The sequence below is a fragment of the Methylotenera sp. genome (genome assembly GCF_030684185.1).
Classification (GTDB): domain Bacteria; phylum Pseudomonadota; class Gammaproteobacteria; order Burkholderiales; family Methylophilaceae; genus Methylotenera.
This window is the reverse complement of record NZ_JAUXOY010000006.1, coordinates 20,082-47,022: the sequence shown is the minus strand read 5'-3', so window position 1 is coordinate 47,022 and position 26,941 is coordinate 20,082. Positions and strand designations below refer to the sequence as shown.

Here is a 26,941-nt window from a genome sequence, read left to right as displayed (position 1 = left end):
CGCCCTCCCTTAACCCGCAGCCCCTTTAACGGTGTTGCGGGTCTTTTTTAATCTGCTGATAAATAACTTGTTAATTCGTGCGCTAGGCAAGTCAGCTTAGTCCTCTTCTGCTATATTTTTAAAAAAAGTTTTAAAATACTTAACGGGGGTATACAAATCTGTATATACGCTTAAAAATTTCATTTATATTAGCATTTACAGACAGGCAATTAGCATTTTATAAAGCTGTGTACTACCCAGCTTTATACAAACCAATTACAATCAGTACATTCTGTTACAAAATTTTAACAAACTACAACAACTAATTTTATAGCTTAGGAACACCTTAAATGAGCGACACACAATTAGCCGACTGGCGCAATCATGCACTTACCTTAGAGTCTGAAGTTAACAAGGTCATTGTAGGTCAACATATCCCTGTACGCCTGATTACCACATCCATCTTTGCCCGTGGCCATGTATTGCTTGAAGGTGATGTGGGCGTTGGTAAAACAACCCTGCTACGCGCATTTACCCGTGGTATCGGCGGTGGTTACCAACGAATCGAAGGCACCATCGACTTGATGCCCAACGATTTAATCTATCACACGTATTTGGGTGAAGATGGTAAACCGCATGTAAGCCCAGGCCCGATATTGATGTCTGGTGAAAATTTATCAGTATTTTTCTTTAACGAAATTAACCGTGCCCGCCCGCAAGTTCATTCATTGTTGTTGCGCGTGATGGCGGAACGCACACTAACGGCGTTTAACAGAGAATACCACTTCCCACACATGCTGGTATTTGCTGACCGTAACCAAGTTGAAAAAGAAGAAACGTTCGACATACCCTCTGCCGCACGGGATCGTTTCATGATGGAAATTCCGATTGTTGTACCAAATGACGATAGCATCATGGAGTCATTGGTATTTGACACCCGTTTTCATGATGCAGATAAGCTGGTTTCAAATGTACCTGAAAATATATTGCAATTTGATCAATTAAACAGCTTTGCCAGTTTGCTGCAAAATAGTATTTCTGCGAGCCCAACATTGCGTAGCTACGTGCTTAATTTGTGGCGCGCAACTAAAACGCCGACAGATTTTGGCGTAAAAGTATCAGGCGTTGATATGAACCGATTAGTATTATCTGGTGCTAGTCCGCGCGGTATGGCGATGGTATTGCGTGCAGCCCGTGTAAATGCGTGGCTAAATGAGCGCACCGCCGTGTTGCCGGAAGATATTCATGATGTCTTTCACGCAACTGTTGCACATCGCTTGGTATTTAGTCCTGTGTATGAAATGCGTCGTACAGAAATCGCTCGCGATATGTTAACTGGCATTATCCACGCGATAGCGGCACCTTAAGTTACCAATCATCAAGTTACCAATTACTAAGTTATAACTCGCTCATTCCTCATTTTGAACCATTCTAATGCGCCCAGAACATATTAAAGAGTTTAGTTACCATATCGCATGGCGCTCACGCTCACGCAGGCCCGGCAGACACAAAAGCAACCAGCGCGGTATGGGAATGGAGTTTCGCGGACATACTACTCTACTCTCTTACCCTGACCCGCGCCGTATAGATATACGCCAGACCATACGCGACCCTTTGGAACAAATCCATGTACGGATATTTAACCAGAAGAGTGTCACACCTGTCTTTGTCTTGTGCGATTTGTCCGGTTCAATGCAGTACGGCAGTTCTATGCAAGATGGAAGTACACGAAAAAAAATAGCTATTGCGGCTGATATCACTCAATCAGTGGCTCAGTCAGCTGCGCATAATCGCGATTTAGTCGGCTTTATCGGCTTTGATGATGTAGTGCGCGAAGACTGGTTATGCGCACTATCTACCAGACCGCATATGGCAATTGAGATGGCTGAAAATCTCAAAAACTACCAACCTGCTGAGGTGGGAAGTACCGCACTGATAGATACTGTGAGATTATTACCACGAGAAAGATCATTGATTTTTATGGTTTCTGACTTTCACATGCCTATCAGCGATTTAGAAGACGCATTGGTTCTCATGCAGCGCCATCATATCGTGCCCATGGTGTTATGGGATAGCTCAGAGTATACGGATTTACCAGAATTTGGCATTACCAATGTAACCGATCCTGAAACTGGCGCCAAGCGCACCTTATTTCTACGTAAAGAATATCGCAATCGCATTCTAAAAAGTTTTGCCGATAGACGCAAAGCGATAGAAAACCTGTTTTTGCGCTTCGACATGCAGCCGTTTTTTGTGGAAAACAGCTTCGATGCCGACCAATTATCTGAATATTTCCACCAATATGTGGCGGCTTAATTAATGAGTACATTTATGCGACCCAGCAACCTAAACCCATACTTTTTAAATTTATTATTCCTGATATATTCCATCATTCTGGGCACTCAACCCGCGATGGCAGACGTTGTACTACCCTCCATCAACGACAAATATATAGAAATACATGAAGTTAATCCGACACGTGATGCTGGGTTTGTTGTGGGGGATGTGCTAGAAAGGACCATCACACTTACTGTCAAAAAACCATACGAGCTGGTAAAAGAGTCTATACCAATAGTAGGCTACGAGCATCGTTATCAAGGGCAGATTTCAGGCATAGAACTGGTTAAAATCAGCATAGAAGAAAAGAAAAATAGTGATAGCGTGACGCATGTGTTACACCTTAGCTACCAAGTCTTTACTACTGGCAAGTTAGCTAAGCCTGCAGCGCTGAGAGCCGAAATAGTCAAAATGAGAAATACCGAGAAAAAAGAATTATTACAGTACCGTATTCCTTCGTTTGCTTTCCGCATCTCTCCACTGTCAGTATTTGGCGCAATTAAGTTAAAAGAAGAATTAAGTCCACTCACACCTCCTTTACTCATTGATTCAAGTAATCAAAAACTTCACGTTAAGGTGCTGAGTAGCTTGCTAGGCTTATCGCTACTAGGATTACTTTATATTTTTGGCATGCATGCCTGGCTCCCAAGAATGGGAGCGCCTTTTGCTAAAGCTTACCGTGACATTCGCAAAGCCCCAGATACAACTGAGGGTTTGAAACAGGCAGTAGGACGGATGCATGAAGCGCTCAATAAAACAGCAGGCACGACTTTATTCGGGAATAATATTGAAAGCTTTCTAAAAACAAAACCAACTTTCGCACCTGTCAAACAAGATATTGAGAAGTTTTTCAGTTTATCGCGCCAAGTATTTTTTGAAGCTGACGGCTCATCAAACCTAGGCGAAAACTCATCAAAAGCCTGGCTACTTAAGTTTTGTCGCCACATGCGTGACTGTGAACGCGGACTAAGACCAGAAACGAGTAGATGATGATATTTACGCATCCATTAGTGCTGTGGTTACTGCCGCTGGCACTGCTACCGATATTACTTGAACGGTCGCACACACGCACCTACTCGTGGGTATACATGCTACCGCATGACCCCTTGTCAAATTTAATCGGTTTATTACTCAAGATACTCGCGGCTGTGAGTCTTTTTTGCATCATTCTGGGTTTAGCTAGCCCACATAGCCTTGAGCAAAAGGTTGAACGTATCGGGGTAGGCGCCCAAATCGGCATGGTCATTGATAGAAGCGCCAGTATGGATGATCCATTTGCTGGTGGCACTTCAGATGGTCGCGTCGGGGAAACAAAATCCGTCGCCGCAAGCCGGTTAATGACTGACTTTGTGAATGCACGCCAAAATGACATGATAGGCGTAATTACTTTTAGTAATTCTGGAATGTATGTGTTACCTCTCACGGAAAGCCGTGAGGCTATTTTAGCTGCAATCAAGGCAACGGCTGGCAACTCGTTATTTCAGACCAACATTGGCGGAGGCTTGACAAGCGCGGTTAGTTTGTTTGAAAACGTGCCTGATTCAGGATCGCGCGCAATCATTTTAATCTCTGATGGAGCTGGTCGTATGAGTGGTGACGTACAGCAAAAACTACGTGAGTGGCTACAAAGATACAATATTACACTGTACTGGATTGTATTAAGACAACCCGGCGGTATCAGTATTTTTAACGAATATAAAGCAAAGGACGATAGCCCGCTACCATCTGAAATTGAATTATATGAGTACTTTAAAACTCTGCGTACTCCATTTAGTGCATATGAGGCAGAAGACCCAAAATCACTCGCCGCGGCAATCTCAGACATTAACCAGAAAGAAAGAAAACCTATTAAATATATGGAAAAAATTCCTGGTCACGACTTTACACAACTCTGCTACATCATTGCAGCTTTGATGATTGCCCTGCTACTTAGCGTAAAATATCTGGAGGTTAGAACATGGCGTTCAGCTTAAAATCAATTAGCGTAAAAAAACTTACTCTTATTTTAATAATTGTTGCAGTTGCTTCTACTGCAGGCATCTTAAGTGAACTTAATCGTATACGCCAAATAAATGCTTTCAATCAAGCAGTGAGCACTGGTAAAAATCCGCAAACGGACATGCAAAGTTTTGAGGCAAGATTCTCAACTGCTTATTGGCTTGCACACAATGAGCGCTTCAAGGAAGCTACACTGCTGTACTCGCAATTAACCGGGAAAGGTACTGCCAGCCAACGCGCGGCAGTTCATCACAATTTAGGCAATATGTTCTTCTTAAAGAGCTTACAGGTAAGTGGCGGCAATGACCCAAAAGTAAGAGACGAAGTAGAATATCTGCTGACTCAAGCGCATAGCTCTTATAAGCAAGCGCTAAAGTTAGATAATAACAACTGGGGCACACGCCGTAATCTTGATCGCGTGATTACCTTACTTCCAGAAAATCCAACGCCTGGCGTAGGTGAATCTGATTCGCCCGGCTTGATTATGGGTAACATTCCAGTAGGGCTACCTTAATGAAAAAGCTGATTGCTTATTTTAAAGCCCAACGTGACTCAGCATTGCTAGGTGGCGCCTTGGTGCTGCTTATATTAGCAATGTTCCACCCAACCGTACCTATTAAACATAATATCTATACCTATCTATTGGTTGCCGATATTTCCCAAAGCATGAATGCCATTGATATGACCATAGATGGAAAGCCCGCGTCACGTATTGCGCATACGCAGAAACTATTGCATGAAGTGGTATCTTCCCTGCCATGCGGTACAAAGGTGAGCGTTGCTTTATTCGCAGGGGCTAGTGTTGCCGCACTTTATAACCCTATTGAAGTATGCAATAATTTTGCTGCGATTCAGGATACTATTGACCACCTTGACTGGCGGACTGCCTGGTCTGGCAATAGCCGTATACGTGAAAGCTTGTTCAGTATAACAAGGATTATTCGCAGCTTTCCAGAAGCCGCACAAGTTGTTTTCATCACAGATGGAGAAGAAGCACCTAGGCTTCATGCCTTCAACACTAGAGACCTAACAAATTTTCAAGGGGCTGACGGATGGCTATTAGTAGGTGTCGGCTCTGAAAAAGGGGCATCTATTCCAAAACTAAGTGAAAAAAACCAGTTGATTGGTTACTGGTCCAATGATAGCTTTGCCTTGCAGCCAGGTATTGCGCAAATTTCGGAACAGAACATTGGAACAAGAGATGATAACGTAGCCAGCGGTGAGCAAGATCGCTTTATCTCAAAACATAATGCTGAATATATGAAAACAATTGCCAAGGAAGTTGGCTCAACCTATATCTACGGTGACAATGTGCACACCATACTAGACGCAATGAAAAAGCAAAAACCCGCGCGTCGCGATGTGGCACCGTTTGATTTAAGCTGGATTTTAGCTTCTTTGGCAGGTCTATTTCTACTAGCCGCCTACTTTAGCAAGCACCCAATAAAACAAATTGGTGAAGCACTTAAGCTATATAGAAAAAATACAGTGAGGAAACTTCAATCAAAAAATGAGACAGCGATTGCGCACGATAACCATTTTTAGTAACCACACCCACTACTCAGCGTTAATAGCTACTTAAAATCCCGACTTTCAATTAGGTGGATTTCTACTCCTACGTGACCACTATCATTTTCCGTCATAATAGAAAATCCGGGGTGAACTCAAACATCACTATCTATTAAAGTTTAGCAGTCTTGGTTTTCTTGCCCCACAGCAAACAAACACGCAACTTGCGAAAGAGTTCGGCATTGCTGTTATCTTGCAGCAATAAAACATAGCGATGCTGCCAAAACTTAAACCAGCGATAATCCTTAGGAACAACATGTAACACGGTTAAGTAAGCGCTAACAAAACTATCTGGAGCAATCGCTCCTGAAAGGTAAACACCATTACGTTGGGTGAAATGCCAATCTCCAGCTTTATCTAACGCAAATGCTTGCCACGACCACGGTAGTGCTAACAAAGCATCTCGCAACACAAAGTAACATGTTGAAAATACGGTAAAAGTCAACAATACAGTAGATGGCAAAAGCGGCAGTGGAACAGATAACACCATAAGACCGAAAAATAACCCTACTATTATAAACAATAGTGTTAGCATTTTTGATGGGCGCAAGATTAACGTGACAGGCTTCAAGATATAATATGCACAATAAAATGAACAAGTTGTAATTAACAAATTTTACTAAACAAAAGAGTACCACATGGCAAACAATGACTGGCAAGAATATCAATTCATTCAAGGCGCAGTGTTTAACAATGAAACAATCACGTCATTCGGCAATACGCAAAATGAGCTGATATACACGCAAAATCAAAACATCATTTGTGATTTATCGCATTTAGGTTTGTTAGAAATTAGCGGCGAGGATGCTGTGACCTTTCTACAGGGGCAAGTCACTAATGATGTGCGTTTGTTAGATGGCAGCCATGCACACTACTCAGGATATTGTAGCCCTAAAGGTCGATTGCTGGCTTTATTTTTCGCTTTCTCTCACGGTAATAATCTGCATTTACAGCTGAATAATAAACTAGTGGAACCTATCTACAAACGCCTGAAAATGTATGTCATGCGGTCTAAAGTAAACATTATTAATGTTTCTGACTCCACTGTCAGAATAGGATTGAGCGGGCACGGACTACCTGATTTATTAGTGCCATTTTTTGCGAAAATTCCAGCACAAACTTACGAACTCACTAATAATGACAACGGTACGTTGATTCGCCTGCCAGGTAAAACTCCGCGGTTTGAGGTTATTTGTGACACCGCACACGCAAAAGAAATTTGGCAGGCGCTTAAACCCAATTGCAAACCAGTTGGTAAACCTTGCTGGGAGTGGCTAGAAATTCGGGCAGGCATTCCTGATATTTACCTTCAAACCCAAGAAGAGTTTGTTCCGCAAATGGTTAACCTGGATTTACTAGATGCAATCAACTTCAAAAAAGGCTGTTACACAGGACAAGAAATTGTCGCGAGAACACACTACTTAGGTAAGGTAAAGCGTCGCACATACCTTGCGCACTTAAGCACTTCAATTCCGCCGCAAGCAGGCAATGACGTGACAACTGAAAGTAATGATGTGATTGGAAAAGTTGTTAGAAGCGCACCAGGACCAGCAGGAGGCTATGATGTACTGGCTGAAATTCGTCTGGAAAGTGTTGAAGCTGGCGGCTTACGAGTGAACGGCGTCAAAGCAGATATTCAACAGTTGCCATACGCATTAAGTGAATAGCAGAAGCGCATACTCCTTCTGAGACCTTTGCAAAAGTATTTATTGCGGCAAATTACTGCGTTGCGCGGTACTCGCAACCTCGCTGTACACCGCGTACTATCTCGGCTTCTGTGTTCCGTGCACCTTGTACTTTATCCACACTAAACACTTTTGCAAAGGTCTCCCTCTGTGATGAGAGAACTTACTCTCCCCGTTGCTCAGCAGTTTTGGCCGCATTATCAGGATTCTGAGGGGCAGTATTTTTAGGTTTTAATAAGTTAATATCAAGCACTTGGTAAAAAACTTCATCTTTCTTTATCATGCCCAGCTCACTTCTAGCCCGCTCTTCAATAGCCGCACGTCCGCTTTTCAAATCACGAACTTCTGCATCTAGTGTATAGTTACGTGCTTTTAATGCGCTATTTTTTTCTTGCTGAGTTGTAAGTTGCCGGCTCAAATCCCACACACGTAACCAGCTCCCCTTACCTAGCCACAGCGGGTACTGTAGCAAGGCAATGAGGACGACAAATATAAGCGTTAATGCTTTCAATTAAGCACTATGTCTATTTAAACAGTTGGTAAAACGCACCTATACCAGCATAGCTTGATGCGTCGCCTAACTCTTCTTCAATACGCAATAGCTGATTGTATTTTGCAATACGTTCAGAGCGGCATAATGAACCAGTTTTAATCTGCAATGCGTTGGTAGCCACAGAAATATCCGCAATGGTCGTATCTTCCGTTTCGCCAGAGCGGTGAGAAACTACAGCGGTATAACCTGCACGTTTTGCCATTTCAATGGTTTGGAAGGTTTCTGTCAAAGTGCCGATCTGGTTCACTTTAATCAACACGGAGTTTGCCACGCCGCGTTGAATACCTTCACGTAGAATTTTAGAATTAGTTACAAATAAGTCATCACCCACTAGTTGTGTTGTTTTGCCTAGACGTTTTGTCAGGATATCCCAGCCATCCCAGTCAAACTCACCCATGCCATCTTCTATACTGATAATTGGGTACTTATCACACCAAGTAGCCAAATAATCAGTAAATTGTGCTGAAGAAAGTGCTAAACCTTCTGATTCCAGGTGATATTTTCCATCCTTATAGAATTCGGTACTGGCACAATCCAAACCTAAATAAACGTCACGGCCCGGCTCATAGCCTGCTGCTGAAATCGCTTCTAAAATCAATTGAATCGCTGCTTCATTTGAAGGTAAATTAGGGGCGAAGCCACCTTCATCACCCACTGTAGTAGCCAAACCTTTTTTGTGCAGTGTTTTCTTGAGTTGATGAAAAACTTCTGCGCCACAGCGAATTGCTTCACGGAATGAAGGTAATCCAGCTGGAATAATCATGAATTCCTGCATATCAACGCTATTATCTGCATGTGCGCCACCATTGATGATATTCATCATCGGTGTCGGCAATTGCATAGCACCAGAACCGCCCAGGTAGCGATAAAGCGGCAATCCAGAATCTTCAGCAGCTGCGCGTGCACAGGCCATAGAGACTGCTAAAATCGCATTTGCACCCAAGCGGTCTTTATTCTCTGTGCCGTCAAGCTCAATCAAAGTTTTGTCAATGAAACTTTGCTCTTCAGCATCTAAGCCAATAATCGCTTCAGTGATTTCGGTATTCACATTCTCTACCGCTTGAAGTACGCCTTTACCTAAATAACGGCCTTTATCACCATCACGCAACTCTACAGCTTCTTTAGCTCCAGTAGACGCGCCAGACGGCACAGCTGCACGCCCGATTACTCCGCTTTCCAGCAGCACGTCACATTCAACAGTTGGGTTACCGCGTGAATCTAAAATTTCGCGGGCGATAATATCTACAATAGCGCTCATGACTTGCTCCTCAAATATACAAATTAATTTTAATTATTTAAATAAAGAATTTTATAAAGTTGATTCAATAAAACCAGCTTTTTTCACCAATCTATCTAAATCTACTAGCACTTCCAATAAATCTTTCATTTTATGTAATGGCCAGGCATTTGGCCCATCCGATAATGCCTTAGAAGGATCTGGATGTGTTTCCATAAAAATACCGGCAATACCACTTGCCACTGCTGCGCGGGCCAATACAGGCACATGCTCACGTTGGCCGCCACTTTTATCACCCTGTCCGCCCGGTTGCTGCACAGAGTGCGTAGCATCAAACACCACCGGGCAATTAGTTTCGCGCATGATGGCAAGCCCACGCATATCTGAAACCAAAGTATTGTAGCCAAATGAAACGCCACGCTCACACACCATGATGGTGTCCTGATTACCGTTAGCTTCTCGCGCTTTTTGTACCACATTACGCATATCATGCGGCGCCATAAACTGGCCTTTTTTAATATTGACTGGCTTACCTGATTTTGCACAGGCAGTAATGAAATCCGTTTGACGGCATAAAAATGCAGGGGTTTGCAGTACGTCGACCACTGCGGCCACATGTGGCACTTGTTCTTCCGTATGAACATCCGTCAAGATTGGCACGCCAATTTGGCGACGCACTTCATCTAAAATCTTCAAACCTTGTTCCATACCAAAGCCACGAAAGGTACTGTTAGAACTGCGGTTCGCTTTATCGTAAGATGATTTGTAAATAAAAGGAATGCCTAATGCTGCGGCAATCTCTTTAAGCTGTCCTGCCGTATCAATTGCCATCTGTTGTGACTCAATCACACACGGGCCTGCAATCAAGAACAATGGCTTATCAATGCCCACTTCAAATCCACATAATTGCATAACAATCCTTTTTGATTTAGTTCAACAATATCTGTTACTTAACACCTTGATGCCACAGCGCAGCTTTTACATAAGCAGTAAATAGCGGGTGACCCGTGCGCGGATTCGAGGTAAATTCCGGGTGGAATTGGCAAGCGACAAACCAAGGATGCACATTTTGCGGCAACTCAATCATCTCGCACAAATCTTCAGTCGGTGTTCTGGCGGAAATCACTAAACCAGCCGCTTTTAATTGTTCCACATAGTTATTATTTACTTCATAACGGTGGCGATGACGCTCGTTTACCTGATTGCCGTAGATGCTTGCTGCCATAGTATTAGGCACGATTGGACATGCCTGTGCGCCCAAACGCATTGTGCCACCAAGGTCAGAATTCTCATCTCGCTTTTCAATATTACCCGATGCATCTTGCCACTCATCAATAAGGCCAATCAATTTATACGGTGCCTGAGGATTAAACTCTGTACTGTTAGCATCAGTTAAACCTGCTACATGACGTGCAAACTCAATCACAGCCAACTGCATACCTAAACAAATACCTAAATAAGGCACTTTGTTCTCACGTGCGTATTGAATAGCTGCAATCTTACCCTCTGTGCCGCGCACACCAAAACCGCCTGGCACTAAAATAGCGTCCATGTTTTCTAGAGCGCCAAGATTTGGAACGCCAGTACCGTTTCCTTCAATATCTTCAGAATCTATGTAATGAATTTTAACTTTAGATTCAGTGTGAATACCTGCGTGAATCAAGGCCTCGGTGAGAGATTTATAAGAATCAGCTAAATCAATATATTTACCAACAAAGGCAATATTCACCAAATGCTTAGGATTTTCTAGTGCGTAGGTAATCTTTTCCCAGCTTGATAAATCAGCTGGTTTAGCGGTAATTTCCAGTTTACGGCAAACAATCTCATCCAACATTTGTTCATGTAAAAAGCCGGGAATTTTATAGATTGAATCCGCATCAATCGCGCTAATCACAGCTTCTGGTGCCACATTAGTGAATAAGGCAATTTTTCTACGCTCTTCTTCAGGAATATTACGGTCTGCACGACAGAGCAAAATATCTGGCTGAATACCAATCTCGCGCAACTCTTTCACAGAGTGCTGGGTTGGCTTAGTTTTTAACTCGCCTGCGGTTGGAATCCAGGGCAATAAGGTTAAATGAATATAGCAGGCATTGTTGCGACCTTCTTCAAAACCCATTTGTCGAATCGCTTCCAGAAATGGTAAAGATTCAATATCACCTACAGTCCCTCCCACTTCTACAATCGCTACATCTGCGCCTTCGGCGCCACGCTTTACATGTGCTTTAATTTCATCGGTAATGTGAGGGATGACTTGTACGGTTTTACCCAGGTATTCACCACGGCGTTCTTTTTTAATGACGGTTTCGTAAATCTGACCAGTCGTAAAGTTATTACGTTTAGCCATACGCTGCGTAATAAAACGTTCGTAATGGCCTAAATCCAAGTCGGTTTCAGCGCCATCATCAGTCACGAATACTTCACCATGCTGAAAAGGCGACATGGTACCAGGGTCAACGTTGATATAGGGATCAAGCTTGAGCATGGTCACTTTGATACCACGCGATTCAAGGATTGCGCCAAGGCTGGCAGCTGCGATACCTTTACCAAGAGAGGAAACTACACCGCCGGTTACGAATACATATTTGGTCATGAAAAGGCACTTATTATTTGTTGCAGACGGGTTAAGATTTTACCGCAAAATATAAGCCACTCAAAACGTTATACCAAAATAAAAATGCAATATTTTACTTGCTAATTTTTTTGAGCTAATCTTTCTTAGTCCACACGCCATAGCCCTTAAACTTTTCTTGCACTTCCAGCATATCTTGAGCGCTTAAAATATATGGCTCACCCACCTGTAATGCATGCAAATATTGCTCACACAAGGTTTCGACTTCCTGCGTGATATTAAGCGCCTTACCTAAAGACTCTCCCACTGCAATCATGCCATGGTTCGCTAACAGGCAGGCTTTTCTGTCCTGCAGTGCATTTAACGCATAATCAGAGAGTTGCTGGCTGCCAAATAATGCATAGGGCGCGCAGCGGATGTTATCGCCACCGCACAGGGCAATCATGTAATGGAATGCTGGCATATCACGGCGGAATGTGCTTAAAGTAGTTGCAAACATACTATGGGTGTGAACAACAGCATTGACTTCAGGTTTATTTTTAAGAATATCAAGATGAAATCGCCATTCGCTTGAAGCAGAACGCTCTCCGACTGCTTTTCCGGAAAAATCCATCCATACAATGTCTGAAGGCATCAATTTATCTGCTGCTATGCCTGATGGGGTTATCAAAAACCCAGCCTCGCCATTTTGATTATAACTACGAACGCTTACATTGCCTGAAGTTCCTTGGTTCAACCCTAGCACTACGAGCTTTTGACTGACCTCAATCAAGCTAACTCTTAATGCCTTTTCACTCTGATTTTGCATAATCCTACCTTTGCATGGTATTTAGCTGATGCGGTGCATATACGCCATGTTCCGTAATAATCCCTGTTATTAGCCGGGCAGGTGTGACATCAAACGCCGGGTTAGCCACCTTGGTGCCTGCTGGCAAAATATTCACTTCAGCGATTTCACCATTGGCTAGCCTACCGCTCATCCAGGCAACTTCACGCGCATCACGCTCTTCAATTTCAATTTCTTTTAAACCGTCTGTAATGCCCCAATCTATGGTGGGAGATGGCACCGCCGCATAGAATGGGATGGCATGATCAAATGCCGCCAGTGCTTTTAGATAAGTGCCAATCTTATTACACACATCGCCAGTACCAGTAACGCGATCTGCGCCTACGATTACCATATCAACTTCGCCCTGTTGCATTATATGTCCGCCAGCATTGTCGCTAATCACCGTATGCGGCACCCCATGCTGAGCCAACTCCCATGCAGTTAGACTCGCGCCTTGATTGCGTGGGCGCGTTTCACCAACCCAAACACGCACCGCGATTCCTGCATTATGTGCCGCATATACTGGCGCTAAAGCAGTACCATAATCTACAGTGGCCAGCCAGCCAGCATTACAATGGGTAAGTATATTGATTGTGCGTGATTGTTTGGTATATAACGGTTTGATTAAACTTAAGCCGTGCTGGCCTATCGCCTGATTTAATAGCACATCCTCATCACAAATAATGGCCGCCTCATTCCAAGCAGCTTGAATGCGACTGGATTCAGTGAGCGGTAATAAAACTTTGAGCATGCGTTGAACCGCCCATCGCAAATTAACGGCCGTCGGGCGGCTTTGAATAAGCTTAGTAGCAGCATCTTGCAAATGATTGTCGCCCGCATCCTGTTGCATCGCTAACGCAACTCCATAAGCAGCAGCTGCGCCTATCAACGGCGCTCCACGTACTTGCATGGTTTTAATTGCTGAAATCATTTGCTGCAAGCTGTCTATTTGAGTGACTTCAAAAAAGTGCGGGAGCTTTGTTTGGTCAATGACTGAAACTGTTTTAGCATTCGTGCCCAAAGCTTCATTTGGCCAAATAGTGCGGTACTGCTGATCATTAACTATCATAAATTATTTATTCAAATGTTGACTTTTAAAAAGTTCCCTGAAACAAAAAATACTCTCCACAATATCTGTGGATAACTTTGTGAATAACTGTGACTTGAAAATGTAACATACCAATTTTAAAGGCTTTTTTCAAATCGCTTAAATTTTAACCTATTATTTAATCTTTATAAATCAACAAGTTAAATAACGACCCTTGATTGATAAGGGATTTTCACACAAGTTAAAGTAACACTTTAGGTGGTGTGTATAAGTCAGCTAATTTTGGCAAAACTTTTAGCGCGTTGGTACTAGTAATATCAAGCACTTGCGATACATTTACCTGCTTTAGATCAGCTAAAACTTGTGCTATTTTGCTTAATTCCAGCGGCGTATTTCTGCCTTTGGTGCCAACCCATTCAGGAGGCATATCGGGCGAGTCTGTCTCTAATACAATAGCCTCTAATGGCAGTTTGCGTGCAAGGTCACGAATTTTTAATGCCCGGCTATAAGTCATTGCGCCACCAAACCCGAGCTTGAAACCTAATGCAATGAATTGCTCAGCTTGCTGAAAACTACCATTAAAGGCATGAGCAATACCGCCGTTAACTTCATATCTGCGTAGATATTTTAAAACATCATCAATCGCATTTCGCACATGCAGAATCACAGGCAAATCATGTTGCTTGGCGACTTTTAACTGTTCAGAAAAAAAATAGCTTTGCCGCTCTACGTTTGCTTTAGTCACAAAGTAATCAAGGCCGATTTCGCCAATTGCGACCGGATAGTTTTCTTCAACATATTTTTTTAGCACTTCAATATCATCTTCAGCAGCACCATCAACGTGCATAGGATGAATTCCTAGCGCGTATGAGCAATGTTTTTGCTGGTTACATAGCGAAATGACGCTGTCAAAGTTAAAACGCGCTACAGTTGGCACAACGATGATTGACACCCCTTGTTGCAAAGCCAACAAAGCAACATCGTCCCGATCAGCATCAAATTCTGCTGCATCTAGATGACAATGAGTGTCTATAAGCATGGGAAATTGAGGAGGTTTAAGTTTTGGTTTTAATAGGCTTTGCACGCAAACGAATATCTTGTCCAAACTGACGCACATCCAGAATCTGCAAATCAACGGCTTGTTGCATTTCAATTAACTCGGGAATAGCAAACATCCCTTTTGCATCATTACCCATCAGTTTTGGCGCATAGTAAAAAATAAACTCATCAATCAAGCCTGCTTGTACAAACGCGCCATTCAAGCCCTGCCCTGCCTCAAGCAACACTTCATTGATGCCACGCTGAGCTAAATGTGACAGCAACAGGTTCAAATCAACTCGCCCGTTAGCATCAGGTAAATGTAACATTTCCGCGCCAGTAGTTTTCGAAGAAGTTGAGCCTAGAGAATCAGCCTTATTGTTTACATCGTTTGCATACGCAATAATCACCGGACTGGCCTGCGTCAGCTCAGCATTAAGCATTTTACAGTCAACTGGCGTTTGTAAATGACTATCCACAATCACGCGTAAGGGCTGGCGTGAAACATTCTCCAAGCGTAAATTCATACTGGGGTTATCAGCCAACACTGTGCCAATGCCCGTAATGATGGCGCAAGATTGCGCTCGCCAGTGCTGCACATCCTGCCGTGCACATTCACCAGTGATCCAAAGACTTTTGCCATTGTTAAGCGCGGTACGACCATCTAAGCTTGCCGCTACTTTACTGCGGACATAAGGCCGCCCGTATGTCATACGTGAAATGAACCCCGGATTCAAGATGAAAGCTTCACTTTCCATCAAACCAGTATCCACTTGCATGCCTTGCGCTTGCAGTCGCTTGATACCGTTGCCAGCCACTAATGGATTAGGGTCTTGCATCGCCACTACCACGCGATTAACACCTGCGTTTATCAAAGCGTCAACACAGGGCGGGGTTCGGCCATAGTGATTGCACGGTTCTAGCGTAACATACACATCCGCTCCGACTGCATCAGCACCTGCCTGACGCAAGGCAAGTACTTCTGCATGCGGCTCACCTGCTTTTAGATGTGCCCCTTGACCGATAATTTGATTGTTTTTAACGATAACACACCCAACTCTAGGGTTGGGTTGTGTGGTATACAAGCCCTGCTCTGCTAAGCGCAGTGCAAGGGTCATATAAGTGTAGTCTGCTGTTGAAAACAAGGGAATTAAGTCAACAAAATAACCATTACATAACCTTTAGTGTGATGAAATACGACTATTGATTAAACGATTATTTTCATCAAAAAAAAGCAGTAAACCATGATATACATGCATACACTTACCTAAATCATACTCCATCGCATTGCCATCTTCATAACTTGGCCGACCCAGCAACACACCAACCGATTCTTTAGACGTTCCTTTTGCGAGTATGTGTTGCTGCAAATCATAAGCCATATCGCCGCGTTTGCAATCCTTTTCAATAGAAGCTGCACTTTGCATCCATTTCACTTGGTCAAATTTATCACTTCCGAAAACGAGACTGTCTTTCATCATCCACCAGGCAAAAAAAACGATAGTGAGCACCAAGGTAAACGCTGCGAGTGCAATTGTAGCCCAATTAATAAGCTTCATACTTTGATGTCCATACGTATATGTTTATATTGCAGATTGGAATTTAATTGACTTATAAATCACGGATTGCATCGTTAAAATCATCTACATCCGAAAAGCTACGATACACCGAGGCAAAGCGTATATATGCGACTTTATCCATAAGCTTAAGTTCATGCATGACACTTTCACCCAAATCTCGCGCTGGAATCTCACGTACTCCTAAACTCAGCAGTTTCTGTGAGATTCTATCCAGCGCTCGATCTACATACTCAGTAGGCACAGGTCTTTTATGCAATGCGCGTGAAAATGACAAGCGCAGTTTTTCACGATTAAACTCTTCACGGGTGCCGTTGGTTTTCACCACCTGAGGCATATGCAGCTCAGCTGTTTCGTAAGTCGTAAAACGTTTATCGCAAGCGCCACATTTACGGCGTCGGCGTATAGAATCGCCTTCATCATTGACGCGAGAATCAATTACCTGCGTATCGTCAGCACCACAAAAAGGACATTTCATCAGGTTACTTCCGTTGTAGGAGCGATTTTTAAATCGCGAAGATGCACAAAAATTCGCGCAATAAATTGCGCTCCTACCAAATTACACAGCATAAACAGGGAATCGAGCCGTCAAAGCATGTACTTTCGCTTTAGTTGCTGCAATCACCGCTTCATCTGCTGGGTTATCCAACACATCAGCAATTAGATTCGCCACTTGTCTTGCTTCATCTTCTTTAAAACCACGCGTAGTAATAGCTGGCGCCCCAATACGAATACCTGAAGTCACAAATGGACTTTCCGGATCGTTTGGAATTGAATTCTTATTGACAGTGATATGTGCCAAACCAAGCGCGGCATCGGCAGCTTTACCAGTTAAACCTTTTGGACGTAAATCCACCAGGAACATATGTGATTCAGTGCGTCCTGAAATAATACGCAAGCCACGCACAGTGAGCGCCTCAGCCATCGCTTGCGCATTTTTGATGACTTGCGCTTGGTAGGTTTTGAATTCCGGTTGTGACGCTTCCAGGAAAGCTGTAGCTTTTGCAGCAATCACATGCATCAACGGACCACCTTGCAATGCAGGAAATACACTTGAATTGAGTGATTTTTCAAACTCGGCTTTTGCTAAAATAATGCCGCCGCGCGGGCCGCGTAATGTTTTGTGTGTAGTCGATGTCACAAAATCTGCATGTGGTACCGGGTTCGGGTACACCCCTGCGGCAATCAAGCCTGAGTAATGCGCCATATCCACCATGAAATAAGCGCCTACTTTTTTAGCGATTTCCGCCATGCGCGCCCAATCAAAACGTAATGCATAAGCCGATGCACCACCGATTAACAATTTTGGCTTGCATTCAACCGCGATTCGTTCCATTTCATCGTAATCAATTTCTTCTTTGTCATTTAAGCCATAAGGCACGATGTTAAACAACTTGCCTGATAAGTTTGCTGGTGAACCGTGCGTTAAATGGCCACCGTGACCAAGGTTCATACCCATCACGGTATCACCTGGTTTTAAAATACTGAAATACACAGCCTGATTAGCTTGTGAGCCTGAATGTGGCTGCACATTGGCATATTCTGCACCATAGAGTGCTTTTAAACGGTCAATTGCCAATTGCTCAACTTGGTCCACATATTCACAACCGCCATAAAAGCGCTTACCTGGATAACCTTCTGCATACTTATTCGTCAACTGAGAGCCTTGCGCCTGCATGACGGCTGGACTGGTATAGTTTTCTGATGCGATAAGCTCGATGTGCTCATGCTGACGCACGACTTCATGCTCTATCATGTCCCATAAGGCTGGATCAGCTTGATTTAAGGTGTTTGCGTAGTTAAATGGGGCAGTTGACATAACATTTAGCTTTCTAAATACTTAAAATTAGTTGAGTGAATAAATTTGCCGTATTTTACCACGCAGTGCTATCAGTCAGTTAGCCGCGTTATAATCAATTTATTCAAATTTACTTTCAAATAATTCAAATAAAGGACCCGCCTGATGAAATGGACCGACACCCTCACCATCGCCGAAATGCTTTACGACATACATCCAGACATTGACCCAGCAACCATTCGTTTTACCGATTTAATGACATGGGTCATGGCTTTAGATGGTTTTAATGATGACCCTCAGCATTGCGGTGAGAAGATTTTAGAAGCCATACAACTGGCTTGGATTGATGAAGCCGGATAACAGTGAGTGGTTTTGGATATTGTTAGGCTTTGACCAATTACTGCATCACCTCACTTACTTTGGCATTATTGCGCTTGCGTTTAAGACGATTTAACGAACAACGCTGTCCAACCCTCATGACTAAACATACCTTTATTTTCATCTGGATCGCACTTGCCGGCCTCATTTATTATTTGGCCGATGGCATTCAAAACCCGAATAAAATTAAAAACTTAGGTGAGTCCAGCACCGTAGTACTAAAACGTGGCTTGGATGGACATTACCGTAGCGAAGCGCTCATCAATGGACAAAAAGTAAACGTGCTGGTGGATACTGGCGCTACGGGCGTGGCAATTTCACAAAGTGTGGCTGATAAACTCAAGCTGAAAAGTATTGATGCCATCCGCACCAGAACCGCCAGTGGCGATAGCATCGGCTATATGGTGCGGCTAAATTCAGTGAAAGTTGGTGGAGTAGAAGCCAAAAATGTATCCGCCATGATAGCCCCGAGCCTAGACGGTGACGTGCTGCTGGGCATGTCGTTTTTAGGGCGTATGGATGTAAGGTTGTATAAGGGTGAGATGACGATTAAGCAGGTTGATTGATTGAGACCTTTGCAAAAGTACTTCTTGCGGCGAATTGCTGCGTTGCGCGGTACTCGCAACCTCGCCGTACAGCGCGTACTGTCTCGGTTTCTGCGTTCCGTGCGCCTTGCACTTCATCCACAATAAGCACTTTTGCAAAGGTCTCGATTGTGTACCACAGGCACTCTGATTTTCTAAGAGGTATGGTTCGGCAAGCTCACCAACCAAAGCACTTGAAAAGTCGTATGTAGGAGTGACGACCTCGTCGCGATTGCACTATTGCTTCGCGAGCCAGTATTTGGCTTCCCCACATAATATATGCGCTAAAGCGCATTATTCTGAGTGAACGGGGCGTCGCTCCTACCTACTAATTTTAAGTAATCACCGTTGGGGCAACACGGCCTGTTTTTTCAACCAGTTGCGAAATCTGCAAGGCGATTTTAATCATCTCTGCCAACGCCACTTGTGCATCTAAATGATGATTTTTAGTATCCGGGTCATACGCTTCCAGGTAAATACGAATCGTCGCACCCTCCGTGCCTGTGCCAGACAACCTGAATACAATGCGCGAGCCATCCGTGAATAAAATGCGGATGCCTTGATTGTTGCTGATTGAGCCATCAATGGAGTCGTGATAGCTGAAATCATCGCAGGTTTTCACGGTATATGAACCCAATTTTTGGTTCGGCAGGCTGCTAAATTGCCCTTTAATATGCGCAATGACGCTATTGGCAGCCTCAGTCGGTATCGACTCGTAATCGTGCCGTGAATACACATTACGGCCAAATTCTGCCCAGTGCGCCATTAAAATGGCTTCTACGCTCATTTGTTTTGCGGCGATAATATTCAACCAAAATAATACTGCCCACAACCCATCTTTTTCGCGTACATGGCTGGAGCTAGTACCGAAGCTTTCTTCTCCGCACAATGTGACTTTACCAGCATCCATTAAATTGCCAAAAAACTTCCATCCTGTGGGCGTTTCATAGCACGGAATATTCAATTTAGCCGCTACACGGTCTGCCGCGCCACTGGTGGGCATAGAACGCGCCACGCCTGCAATGCCATTTTTATAGGCTGGCACGAGCGTGGCATTGGCCGCAAGCACAGCTAAACTATCAGACGGTGTGACGAAGAAGTTTTTGCCTAAAATCATATTGCGGTCGCCATCACCATCGGATGCCGCGCCAAAATCGGGCGACTTTTCACCTGCAAATAGCAGTTTCACTAAGTCTTCAGCGTAGGTTAAATTTGGATCTGGGTGACCTCCACCAAAATCTTCACTTGGTACGCAGTTCATTAAACTGTTAGCTGATGCACCTAATCGATTCACAAAAATTTCTTGCGCATAAGGACCAGTTACCGCATGCATGGCATCAAACTGCATTTTAAAGCCACTTGCCAGCAATTTTTTAATGGCGGAAAAGTCAAACAACTCTTGCATCAAGTCCGCGTAATCTTGTACAGCATCAATCACTTCAACGGTAAATTTCCCACCATCAAAAACAATTTCACCTAATGCATCAACATCAACTTCAGGAATATCTGCAATTTTATACTCAGTGATTATTTTGCTTTTTTCAAATATCGTATCTGTGATTTTTTCAGGCGCTGGCCCACCGTTACTAATATTATATTTAATGCCGAAATCACCATTCATACCGCCTTGATTATGGCTTGCAGACAACACCACGCCACCAAAAGTTTGATATTTACGAATGATGTGCGAGGATGCAGGTGTAGATAAAATACCTGCTTGCCCTACTATGACACGCGCGAAACCATTTGCAGCCGCCATTTTAATAATCGTTTGAATCGCATGCCGATTGTAGTAACGTCCATCCCCACCTAGAGCCAATGTAGCACCACTTGGCACGTCAAGCGTATCAAAAATACTTTGTACGAAACTTTCTAAATATCCTGGCTGCTGGAATACTTTTACTTTTTTTCGCAATCCAGAAGTGCCTGGTTTCTGATCAGTAAAAGCTTGTGTTTTTGTGGTAATTGTTTGCATCACTTTTTACTCTTTAAGAATGATTTAAAACGAAGTCAGCAGTGTTTTTTCAAACTTAACTGCACAATTAAAAGGTTAATTAAATAATGCTGGTTAAATACAATTGGCGCTCAGCCCTTGTGGTAATTTTAAACCATAATTTAACATTAAAATATAATCCTTATCTTTAGCGAGTGAATCCGGATTTGCTTCGCAATTTGGCAAGTCGGCCTGATGACCGTTAGCCTCATTACCTGCGGCCGTAAATCCTAAATTTAAAACAAATAGCTGCCGATTTGTGTAGTTGCCCAGCATTGGATTCCAATCAACCAAGCCTGCAGAGGCGCGTGGATTACTGTTATTTCCTGTGTTGTCCAATGAAGCTGCAATAATAGTAAAGTTATTGCCAATATAGCTGAGTAAATAATTACTACCCGCATCTAGGCTGCCTTGGTTGATGGCGTAGTGACCAACACCCTCACCTGCAACGCGGTTAAGCGCACCAAACAGCGTGTCGCCGCCTACCAAACCAAGCCCGCCAACGGTGAAAGAAAAAGGTAACGGGTCAGTGGTGCCAATTATTTTGTTCTGTCCAGCATCCGCCGTAACAGTAAGAGCTCGCGGATTAATTACACCCGTATTGTTTGCAATAAAAGTCACTGCATAGTTATTGCCGCCATTGCCATCTGCGATACTTCCAATTGAAGTAAGCGACTTACCAACGCCTGTATTTTCATTATCATAGATCTGACTAAACACACCTGAATCTTCCGCCATAATTGAGCCGGCAGTAATACTGGGGGTGACTGCAGAGCTGATGTTGCCATCGTATGTTTTGCTATCAGGGCTTGAGGTCACGGTGATTGCTCGTTGTGTGATACTGCCAGCGGCTGTATTCAGAACAGTATTATAATTCAAGCCACTATTGCCATCATTCACAGTAAAGCCTGTATCGACGGTTAGTGTACGTGCGCCTGCATTCTTACTGTCAAAACTCTGTGACAAGCCGGTAATGGTATCTGTGCCTTGCAGACCAGCAATATTGACCAAGCCACCTGAACTGGTAAGTGCGTTATAGGTGCGGCTGTCGGTGACAGCACTCAAACTTAGGTTAGCTTGATTGATGGTGCCGGTATGTGTACCGCCTGTCATTGTGTAGTTAGAGGCTACTCCAGTGCCATCAGCCAGTACAATTGAACTAGGCGTAAGCATTTGTGCTGCGCCTGCGTTCGCATTGGTAACTGAGCCTAACCCGGCTACATTTAATGTTTCGCCATTTATGCCCGTTAAAAAAGTACCGAAATCGCTTGCATCAAAAACTGTGGTGCCATTGTAAGTACGTGTACCACTAAGGCTAATGACCGCTTGGTTTACAGCCAAGTTACCTGAGTTAATTTTACTGAGTGAATATCCTGTTGTTGCCGTCACTGGCGTTACATCAATCAAATAACTACCTACGTTGGCAGTAATTGCTGATCCAGCTGATACGGCAGAACCCGTTACCGTGTTAGCTTGCATGTCTTGTGAAAACACGTTGCCAAATGTAGCAGCATTAACAAAACCAGTTGCAGTAAATGAGTTAGCCACTACTGGCGCGCCGTTTTGACCGTAAGTTTTACTTTGATTATTAGAAGTAACCGTTAAACTAGGGCTATTGGCAAATACATAACGATTACCCGTTTGCGAAACTGCTGCTGGATACGTTGTGCCCCATATCGCCTGATTACCACTGCTTAAACTGCCAAAGGTATTTCCTGTGTGTGAATTTGCATAGACTAACCAACGACCGCCTGCTGTTAGCGCCGATGCGCCTGCATTATTAATGAAGTTGGTCCCCGCTAAAGTAATATCACCTGCAGAAGTAGATATATTATTAGCAACGGTAACATTACCGCCAGCCTGCACAGTCAAATTGCCTGTTAAGTTAGATGCACCATTACCTAAAACAATCGCATTGACATCGCGCAGACTTACATTGTTAGCGCCGTTAATGTTGACGGTTGAAAAATTATTGGCTGCATTCGCTGCAATAACATCACCAGCACCGACAATGCCAAGATTGTTTGTTGCGGTAACAATGCCATTTAGTGTTAAAGAGGATGATGCAGATGTTGCGCCTATTAAGCTATTGCCTGCTGTTGTTACATTGCCAGTCACAATTGCTGCGCCAGTGGCTGTGAGCGCGCCTATACCGCCCACACCTGCGCCATTGATACTAATTGGCTCGGCCGCTAACGATATGTTATTCACATTCAAAGCCGCCCCATTGGCCACTGTAGTGCCTGTGCCAACAGCACCAAGCGCATTAGCATGTGCCGCAGAAAGCGTACCTGCATTGATGAGTGTTGCCCCTGTATAGGTATTTGCACCAGACAAAGTAAGCGTACCATTACCTGCTTTATTAAGCCCTACCGCACCGCTGACTACCGCAGCTACGGTTAAGCCATCTGTCGCGTTAGTGCTGGTAAAGGTGCGTGCGGCCGTACCCAAAGCTAAATTACCACTGATTAAAGCATTATTAGCGCCACCTGTTGTGGTAACGTTGCCGCCCAGCGTAAGTGTACCCGTGCCAGTGCTAACTGTGCCGCCAGTAATGCCGCTATTTACAGTTAGTGCGCCTATCGTATCTGAAAAGCCCGCAAGATCATAAGTGCCGCCATCATTCACTGTTACCGCACCAGTTGAAATCGCATTGTTAGCACCGTATCTCAAAGTACCCGCATTGATGGTAGTTAAGCCCGTGTAAGTATTCGCCCCACTTAACAGCAGCGTACCACTGCCAGACTTAGTCACGGTTGAATTCGTGCCGGCAATGATGCCTGATACCGTTAACGTATCTGCAACATTCAAGCTCACTGCACCAAGATTATTCGCGTTGACAGAAGTAATACTGGAAGCACCAAGACCAGTGGTGGTCACATTCACGTTACCTCCATTGCCAGCCGTACCGCCCGCAGTGTTTATGGCAGTTGAAGATACACTGCTACCGCTCAATGTAACACCGCCAGCCACACCGCCCGCCCCTGCACCTGTTGCGTTACCCGTACGTGAAGTGACCGCTGCCGTACTAAGTGTACCTGCTCCTGTAATTGACACTAGCCCAGCATTACCGCCCGCCTGATTGGCACCCAGACCTGCCGCACCACTCGATGTAATTGCACCAGTCACAGAACGATTAACACCTGTAATCGTAACATTGCCTGCATTACGTCCAGCGGCAGTAACGCCTGTACCAGCCGCTCCGCCGGAAGTATTGATGGTGCCTGCAATGGTTGTATTGCCGAGTGAAGAAAGTGAAACATTGCCACCATGGGCGTTGGTAGTACCAGTAGTGGTGAGATTACCAGTGGTAACCGCCGCCCCGGTGACCGCAATACCTCCTATAGCGCCTCCCGCTCCCGTGCCTGTTGCGGCACCAGTTTGAGAGTTAATCGCTCTTGCCACTATTGTGCCGGAAGAATTTAGTATTACAGCGCCAGCGTTGCCACCAGCCTGATTAACCCCTAATCCAGCCCCGCCATTGGCATTGATGGTGGCTGCGGCAAGTGTAGAAATCCCGCCATTGCCAGTTAATGTAATAGTGCCCGCTCTCTTACCAGCCTGCGTAGTTGCCGCTACGTTAGCCCCACCCGTACTCGCAATAGCTCCGTTAAGTGTAAGTAAACCTGTCGTAACAACATTGATATTGCCACCACTGCCATTTGCATTGCCAGAAGTGGTAAGTGAACCCAAAGTAACATTGCCGGCTGTTGCAGTATTGGTGACTGAAATACTGCCAGCTTGGCCGCCTGCACCAGTACCTGACGCTACGCCCGTGCGGGCAGTCAAAGCGCCTGTAGTAATGTCAGCCACATTGGTCGAAATATTGATAGTGCCAGCATTACCGCCAGCAACATTACCTGCGCCGGCAGTTCCGCCGGTAGCATTTATAGCGGCAGTTGTAACTGTTCCTGCGGCTGTAACTGTCACATTTCCTGCATTACCTCCGGCCGTCGCCGCCACGCCTGCGCCACCATTTGCAGTGACAGCCCCAAGCAGGCTGACACCGCCAGTTGAACTTATTGAGACATTGCCACCATTTAAATTTGCCGCCCCCGTTGTAGTGATAGCGCCTGCAGCAGCACCAGTGATGCTGGCACCTGAAAGCATGATGCCACCCTGCCTGGACACCAGACCAGCATTAAGCGTTAATGCGCCGACACCACTATTATCAGCATCTGCTTTGAGGTTAATCGAGCCTGTTCCTGACACTGTCATAGTAGCGCCAACATTTAAAGTAATATTGTTATTTGCTTCTAGACGAATACTGTTATTGGCGCCCATCGTAATAGCATTAGCCACCGTGATGTCACGTGTGGCTTGCAAAAACAATTCGGAGTATCCAGTCACATCAGCAATCTGAACGGTAGTGGTGCCTGCAACAGGCGCATCAGCAAAGGCGATATCCGGCGTTCCATTCGCGTTATTAGAAGGTGAAGGTTGAGTGCTTGTGTTAAGCAAAATATCCTGGGGGTCTAGTAAAATAAAACCGCCAATGCCATTAGCTGCAGCCACTTTAATACCGCCGTTAAAGTCCAGGTTTTGTTTACCCGAAACCTCTACAAATCCGCCATTACCCGAGACCGCGCCGCCTAGAGCACTGATGTTGCCATAGTAACGCGTGGTGTCATCCGACCATACTACAACCTTGCCACCATTGCCTTCATTGATAGCGTTAGCGTTAATTGCCACGCCGCTTCCAACGTAAGTAGTTCTGGCATTATGTAATGCGGTATTTTTACCTTGGTAATCTCCGCCAATAAGTACCGTGCCACCCCCCGCTTGCCCAGATACATCAATAACCGCTGTATCAAGCAGTGCTAGCTGTTCTCCAGTCACTGCAATTTCGCCGCCTCGGCCAGCACGGTCATCGCCTCGCGCTTCCAACCTGCCTGTAACTTTGACTTTTGACCCTGTACCGCCTTCTAAACGAATGAACCCGTTACGACTGACTAAACTATTGGCTTGCACCACACCATCCACATTAAGTGCAGCTGTTCGGGCTTGTGTTGCGAGTTGCACTGAGCCGCCATCAGCCATGATATTGCCAGTATGACTCACTGCCGCAGCAAGAGCATCACCACTTAATTTAACCTGCACCAAACCATCACCATAAAAATCTAACAGGGCTGATTGTGCTGAGCCCAATACTACACTGCCTTGATTGGCAATAAGCGAACCGCTATTTTCAACTTGCTCGCCAAGTAATACGATATAACCGCCATCTGAGGTTTTAATCACACCTTTGTTAACGACAGACGCTTCAGAATCACCTGAAAACCGGTATCGTTTTGCCAAAAAGTCCTGATCATTTATTTGCATGGTGGTTGCCACCAGACTACCTACGTTCACCTGCGCGCCAGGTGCAAATAACACACCATTCGGATTCACCAAAAAAAGACTGCCTGTAGCGCTTAAACTACCAAAGATTTGAGATGGGTCGGAACCTGTCACCCTAAAAAGTGCTGACCCCTGATTAGGCTGTATAAGCCGAACAGCTTCGCTGGCAGCAATGCCGAACGATTGCCAATTGACGATAGCCTGCTGACTTGTTTGATTGATATTGAGAGATTGTCCATCGCGCACAAAACCAACATTACCTGCCTGAACCTGCTCACCTAGCGGCAGTGCATGCGCGTGGCTAAATGCGCCGCTGATAAGGCAAGTTAGCATGATTCTCATGCAGGCATGTTGCGATAGATTAAATTGCTTATTCAATGGCTTTTTAGTCTGCATGATCTTTTTCGTAATTGGTTAATCTTTGGT

Annotated in this window: 23 protein-coding genes; 9 read left to right on the top strand and 14 right to left on the bottom strand. The window is 44.5% G+C overall.

Features of this window, described 5'->3' with window-relative positions; genetic code table 11:
* Positions 1-329 precede the first annotated feature (329 nt).
* The 6 genes from Q8J82_RS00860 (at position 330) to Q8J82_RS00835 (ending at position 5,859) form a co-directional block, all read left to right on the top strand.
* The gene (locus Q8J82_RS00860) at positions 330-1,346 is read left to right on the top strand and encodes a MoxR family ATPase (protein WP_304890538.1); all 1,017 of its coding nucleotides are present in this window, start codon (positions 330-332) and stop codon (positions 1,344-1,346) included.
* A 67-nt stretch (positions 1,347-1,413) separates the two neighbouring features.
* Positions 1,414-2,295 (top strand): DUF58 domain-containing protein, encoded by an 882-nt coding sequence (locus Q8J82_RS00855; protein WP_304890539.1) that lies wholly within the window; start codon positions 1,414-1,416, stop codon positions 2,293-2,295.
* A gap of 15 nt (positions 2,296-2,310) precedes the next feature.
* Positions 2,311-3,306 (top strand): hypothetical protein, encoded by a 996-nt coding sequence (locus tag Q8J82_RS00850; protein WP_304909159.1) that lies wholly within the window; start codon positions 2,311-2,313, stop codon positions 3,304-3,306.
* Complete coding sequence (locus tag Q8J82_RS00845) at positions 3,306-4,289, top strand: vWA domain-containing protein (RefSeq protein WP_304890545.1); 984 nt, start codon at positions 3,306-3,308, stop codon at positions 4,287-4,289. The genes Q8J82_RS00850 and Q8J82_RS00845 overlap by 1 nt, the downstream gene beginning before the upstream one ends.
* A complete protein-coding gene (locus Q8J82_RS00840) occupies positions 4,274-4,828 on the top strand; it encodes a hypothetical protein (RefSeq protein WP_305327591.1) in 555 nt (184 codons plus the stop codon). The genes Q8J82_RS00845 and Q8J82_RS00840 overlap by 16 nt, the downstream gene beginning before the upstream one ends.
* Positions 4,828-5,859: a VWA domain-containing protein gene (locus Q8J82_RS00835; RefSeq protein ID WP_305327590.1), complete on the top strand. Its 1,032-nt coding sequence runs from the start codon at positions 4,828-4,830 to the stop codon at positions 5,857-5,859. The genes Q8J82_RS00840 and Q8J82_RS00835 overlap by 1 nt, the downstream gene beginning before the upstream one ends.
* A 136-nt stretch (positions 5,860-5,995) precedes the next feature.
* On the opposite strand, the gene Q8J82_RS00830 is transcribed toward Q8J82_RS00835, so the two are convergent.
* Positions 5,996-6,433, bottom strand: a complete 438-nt coding sequence (locus tag Q8J82_RS00830; protein WP_370868600.1) for a protein YgfX — start codon at positions 6,431-6,433, stop codon at positions 5,996-5,998.
* Between the two features lie 88 nt (positions 6,434-6,521).
* Between Q8J82_RS00830 and Q8J82_RS00825 the strand changes: the two genes are divergently transcribed.
* The gene (locus Q8J82_RS00825; RefSeq protein ID WP_305327588.1) at positions 6,522-7,550 is read left to right on the top strand and encodes a folate-binding protein YgfZ; all 1,029 of its coding nucleotides are present in this window, start codon (positions 6,522-6,524) and stop codon (positions 7,548-7,550) included.
* A 181-nt stretch (positions 7,551-7,731) separates the two neighbouring features.
* Here Q8J82_RS00825 and ftsB read toward each other — a convergent pair whose 3' ends face one another.
* The 11 genes from ftsB to glyA form a co-directional block, all read right to left on the bottom strand.
* On the bottom strand, positions 7,732-8,079 hold the full coding sequence (gene ftsB / locus Q8J82_RS00820; RefSeq protein WP_305327587.1) for a cell division protein FtsB: 348 nt from the start codon (positions 8,077-8,079) through the stop codon (positions 7,732-7,734).
* A gap of 13 nt (positions 8,080-8,092) precedes the next feature.
* Complete coding sequence (gene eno, locus Q8J82_RS00815) at positions 8,093-9,379, bottom strand: phosphopyruvate hydratase (RefSeq protein WP_304890231.1); 1,287 nt, start codon at positions 9,377-9,379, stop codon at positions 8,093-8,095.
* Between the two features lie 51 nt (positions 9,380-9,430).
* On the bottom strand, positions 9,431-10,270 hold the full coding sequence (kdsA, locus tag Q8J82_RS00810; RefSeq protein ID WP_304890232.1) for a 3-deoxy-8-phosphooctulonate synthase: 840 nt from the start codon (positions 10,268-10,270) through the stop codon (positions 9,431-9,433).
* A 34-nt stretch (positions 10,271-10,304) separates the two neighbouring features.
* The gene (locus Q8J82_RS00805) at positions 10,305-11,951 is read right to left on the bottom strand and encodes a CTP synthase (protein WP_305327586.1); all 1,647 of its coding nucleotides are present in this window, start codon (positions 11,949-11,951) and stop codon (positions 10,305-10,307) included.
* 115 nt (positions 11,952-12,066) lie between these two features.
* Positions 12,067-12,738: a class II aldolase/adducin family protein gene (locus Q8J82_RS00800; RefSeq protein WP_304890236.1), complete on the bottom strand. Its 672-nt coding sequence runs from the start codon at positions 12,736-12,738 to the stop codon at positions 12,067-12,069.
* 4 nt (positions 12,739-12,742) lie between these two features.
* Positions 12,743-13,828, bottom strand: coding sequence for an S-methyl-5-thioribose-1-phosphate isomerase (gene mtnA / locus Q8J82_RS00795; RefSeq protein WP_305327585.1), 1,086 nt, complete (start codon positions 13,826-13,828; stop codon positions 12,743-12,745).
* Between the two features lie 220 nt (positions 13,829-14,048).
* The gene (locus Q8J82_RS00790; protein WP_305327595.1) at positions 14,049-14,846 is read right to left on the bottom strand and encodes a TatD family hydrolase; all 798 of its coding nucleotides are present in this window, start codon (positions 14,844-14,846) and stop codon (positions 14,049-14,051) included.
* 16 nt (positions 14,847-14,862) lie between these two features.
* The gene (gene ribD, locus Q8J82_RS00785; protein WP_305327584.1) at positions 14,863-15,963 is read right to left on the bottom strand and encodes a bifunctional diaminohydroxyphosphoribosylaminopyrimidine deaminase/5-amino-6-(5-phosphoribosylamino)uracil reductase RibD; all 1,101 of its coding nucleotides are present in this window, start codon (positions 15,961-15,963) and stop codon (positions 14,863-14,865) included.
* Positions 15,964-16,026: 63 nt separating this feature from the next.
* Complete coding sequence (locus Q8J82_RS00780; protein ID WP_305327583.1) at positions 16,027-16,404, bottom strand: hypothetical protein; 378 nt, start codon at positions 16,402-16,404, stop codon at positions 16,027-16,029.
* A 52-nt stretch (positions 16,405-16,456) separates the two neighbouring features.
* The gene (gene nrdR, locus Q8J82_RS00775) at positions 16,457-16,900 is read right to left on the bottom strand and encodes a transcriptional regulator NrdR (protein ID WP_304890243.1); all 444 of its coding nucleotides are present in this window, start codon (positions 16,898-16,900) and stop codon (positions 16,457-16,459) included.
* Between the two features lie 81 nt (positions 16,901-16,981).
* Positions 16,982-18,241 carry a serine hydroxymethyltransferase gene (gene glyA / locus Q8J82_RS00770; RefSeq protein WP_304890245.1) on the bottom strand — a complete coding sequence of 420 codons (1,260 nt, stop codon included), beginning with the start codon at positions 18,239-18,241 and terminating at the stop codon, positions 16,982-16,984.
* 144 nt (positions 18,242-18,385) lie between these two features.
* Here glyA and iscX point away from each other — a divergent pair, with 144 nt between their 5' ends.
* Together iscX and Q8J82_RS00760 are read left to right on the top strand one after the other, a co-directional pair.
* Positions 18,386-18,580 carry a Fe-S cluster assembly protein IscX gene (gene iscX, locus Q8J82_RS00765; RefSeq protein ID WP_304909156.1) on the top strand — a complete coding sequence of 65 codons (195 nt, stop codon included), beginning with the start codon at positions 18,386-18,388 and terminating at the stop codon, positions 18,578-18,580.
* Positions 18,581-18,696: 116 nt separating this feature from the next.
* On the top strand, positions 18,697-19,164 hold the full coding sequence (locus Q8J82_RS00760) for a TIGR02281 family clan AA aspartic protease (RefSeq protein ID WP_304909171.1): 468 nt from the start codon (positions 18,697-18,699) through the stop codon (positions 19,162-19,164).
* A 352-nt stretch (positions 19,165-19,516) separates the two neighbouring features.
* Here the strand turns inward: Q8J82_RS00760 and Q8J82_RS00755 are convergent, their stop codons facing one another.
* On the bottom strand, positions 19,517-21,157 hold the full coding sequence (locus Q8J82_RS00755; RefSeq protein ID WP_305252390.1) for an alpha-D-glucose phosphate-specific phosphoglucomutase: 1,641 nt from the start codon (positions 21,155-21,157) through the stop codon (positions 19,517-19,519).
* 93 nt (positions 21,158-21,250) lie between these two features.
* Positions 21,251-26,911: a filamentous hemagglutinin N-terminal domain-containing protein gene (locus Q8J82_RS00750; RefSeq protein WP_305327582.1), complete on the bottom strand. Its 5,661-nt coding sequence runs from the start codon at positions 26,909-26,911 to the stop codon at positions 21,251-21,253.
* Between the last annotated feature and the right edge of the window lie 30 nt (positions 26,912-26,941).

Bases quoted from the DNA above. Each gene is read 5' to 3' on its own strand.
- Q8J82_RS00750 (WP_305327582.1), bottom strand. From the start codon at position 26,911: ATGCAGACTAAAAAGCCATTGAATAAGCAATTTAATCTATCGCAACAT.
- eno (WP_304890231.1), bottom strand. From the start codon at position 9,379: ATGAGCGCTATTGTAGATATTATCGCCCGCGAAATTTTAGATTCACGC.
- Q8J82_RS00790 (WP_305327595.1), bottom strand. From the start codon at position 14,846: ATGCTTATAGACACTCATTGTCATCTAGATGCAGCAGAATTTGATGCT.
- Q8J82_RS00780 (WP_305327583.1), bottom strand. From the start codon at position 16,404: ATGAAGCTTATTAATTGGGCTACAATTGCACTCGCAGCGTTTACCTTG.
- Q8J82_RS00800 (WP_304890236.1), bottom strand. From the start codon at position 12,738: ATGCAAAATCAGAGTGAAAAGGCATTAAGAGTTAGCTTGATTGAGGTC.
- Q8J82_RS00855 (WP_304890539.1), top strand. From the start codon at position 1,414: ATGCGCCCAGAACATATTAAAGAGTTTAGTTACCATATCGCATGGCGC.
- iscX (WP_304909156.1), top strand. From the start codon at position 18,386: ATGAAATGGACCGACACCCTCACCATCGCCGAAATGCTTTACGACATA.
- nrdR (WP_304890243.1), bottom strand. From the start codon at position 16,900: ATGAAATGTCCTTTTTGTGGTGCTGACGATACGCAGGTAATTGATTCT.
- glyA (WP_304890245.1), bottom strand. From the start codon at position 18,241: ATGTCAACTGCCCCATTTAACTACGCAAACACCTTAAATCAAGCTGAT.
- Q8J82_RS00850 (WP_304909159.1), top strand. From the start codon at position 2,311: ATGCGACCCAGCAACCTAAACCCATACTTTTTAAATTTATTATTCCTG.
- ribD (WP_305327584.1), bottom strand. From the start codon at position 15,963: ATGACCCTTGCACTGCGCTTAGCAGAGCAGGGCTTGTATACCACACAA.
- Q8J82_RS00845 (WP_304890545.1), top strand. From the start codon at position 3,306: ATGATATTTACGCATCCATTAGTGCTGTGGTTACTGCCGCTGGCACTG.
- Q8J82_RS00840 (WP_305327591.1), top strand. From the start codon at position 4,274: ATGGCGTTCAGCTTAAAATCAATTAGCGTAAAAAAACTTACTCTTATT.
- Q8J82_RS00755 (WP_305252390.1), bottom strand. From the start codon at position 21,157: ATGCAAACAATTACCACAAAAACACAAGCTTTTACTGATCAGAAACCA.
- kdsA (WP_304890232.1), bottom strand. From the start codon at position 10,270: ATGCAATTATGTGGATTTGAAGTGGGCATTGATAAGCCATTGTTCTTG.
- mtnA (WP_305327585.1), bottom strand. From the start codon at position 13,828: ATGATAGTTAATGATCAGCAGTACCGCACTATTTGGCCAAATGAAGCT.
- Q8J82_RS00860 (WP_304890538.1), top strand. From the start codon at position 330: ATGAGCGACACACAATTAGCCGACTGGCGCAATCATGCACTTACCTTA.
- Q8J82_RS00760 (WP_304909171.1), top strand. From the start codon at position 18,697: ATGACTAAACATACCTTTATTTTCATCTGGATCGCACTTGCCGGCCTC.
- Q8J82_RS00805 (WP_305327586.1), bottom strand. From the start codon at position 11,951: ATGACCAAATATGTATTCGTAACCGGCGGTGTAGTTTCCTCTCTTGGT.
- Q8J82_RS00825 (WP_305327588.1), top strand. From the start codon at position 6,522: ATGGCAAACAATGACTGGCAAGAATATCAATTCATTCAAGGCGCAGTG.
- Q8J82_RS00835 (WP_305327590.1), top strand. From the start codon at position 4,828: ATGAAAAAGCTGATTGCTTATTTTAAAGCCCAACGTGACTCAGCATTG.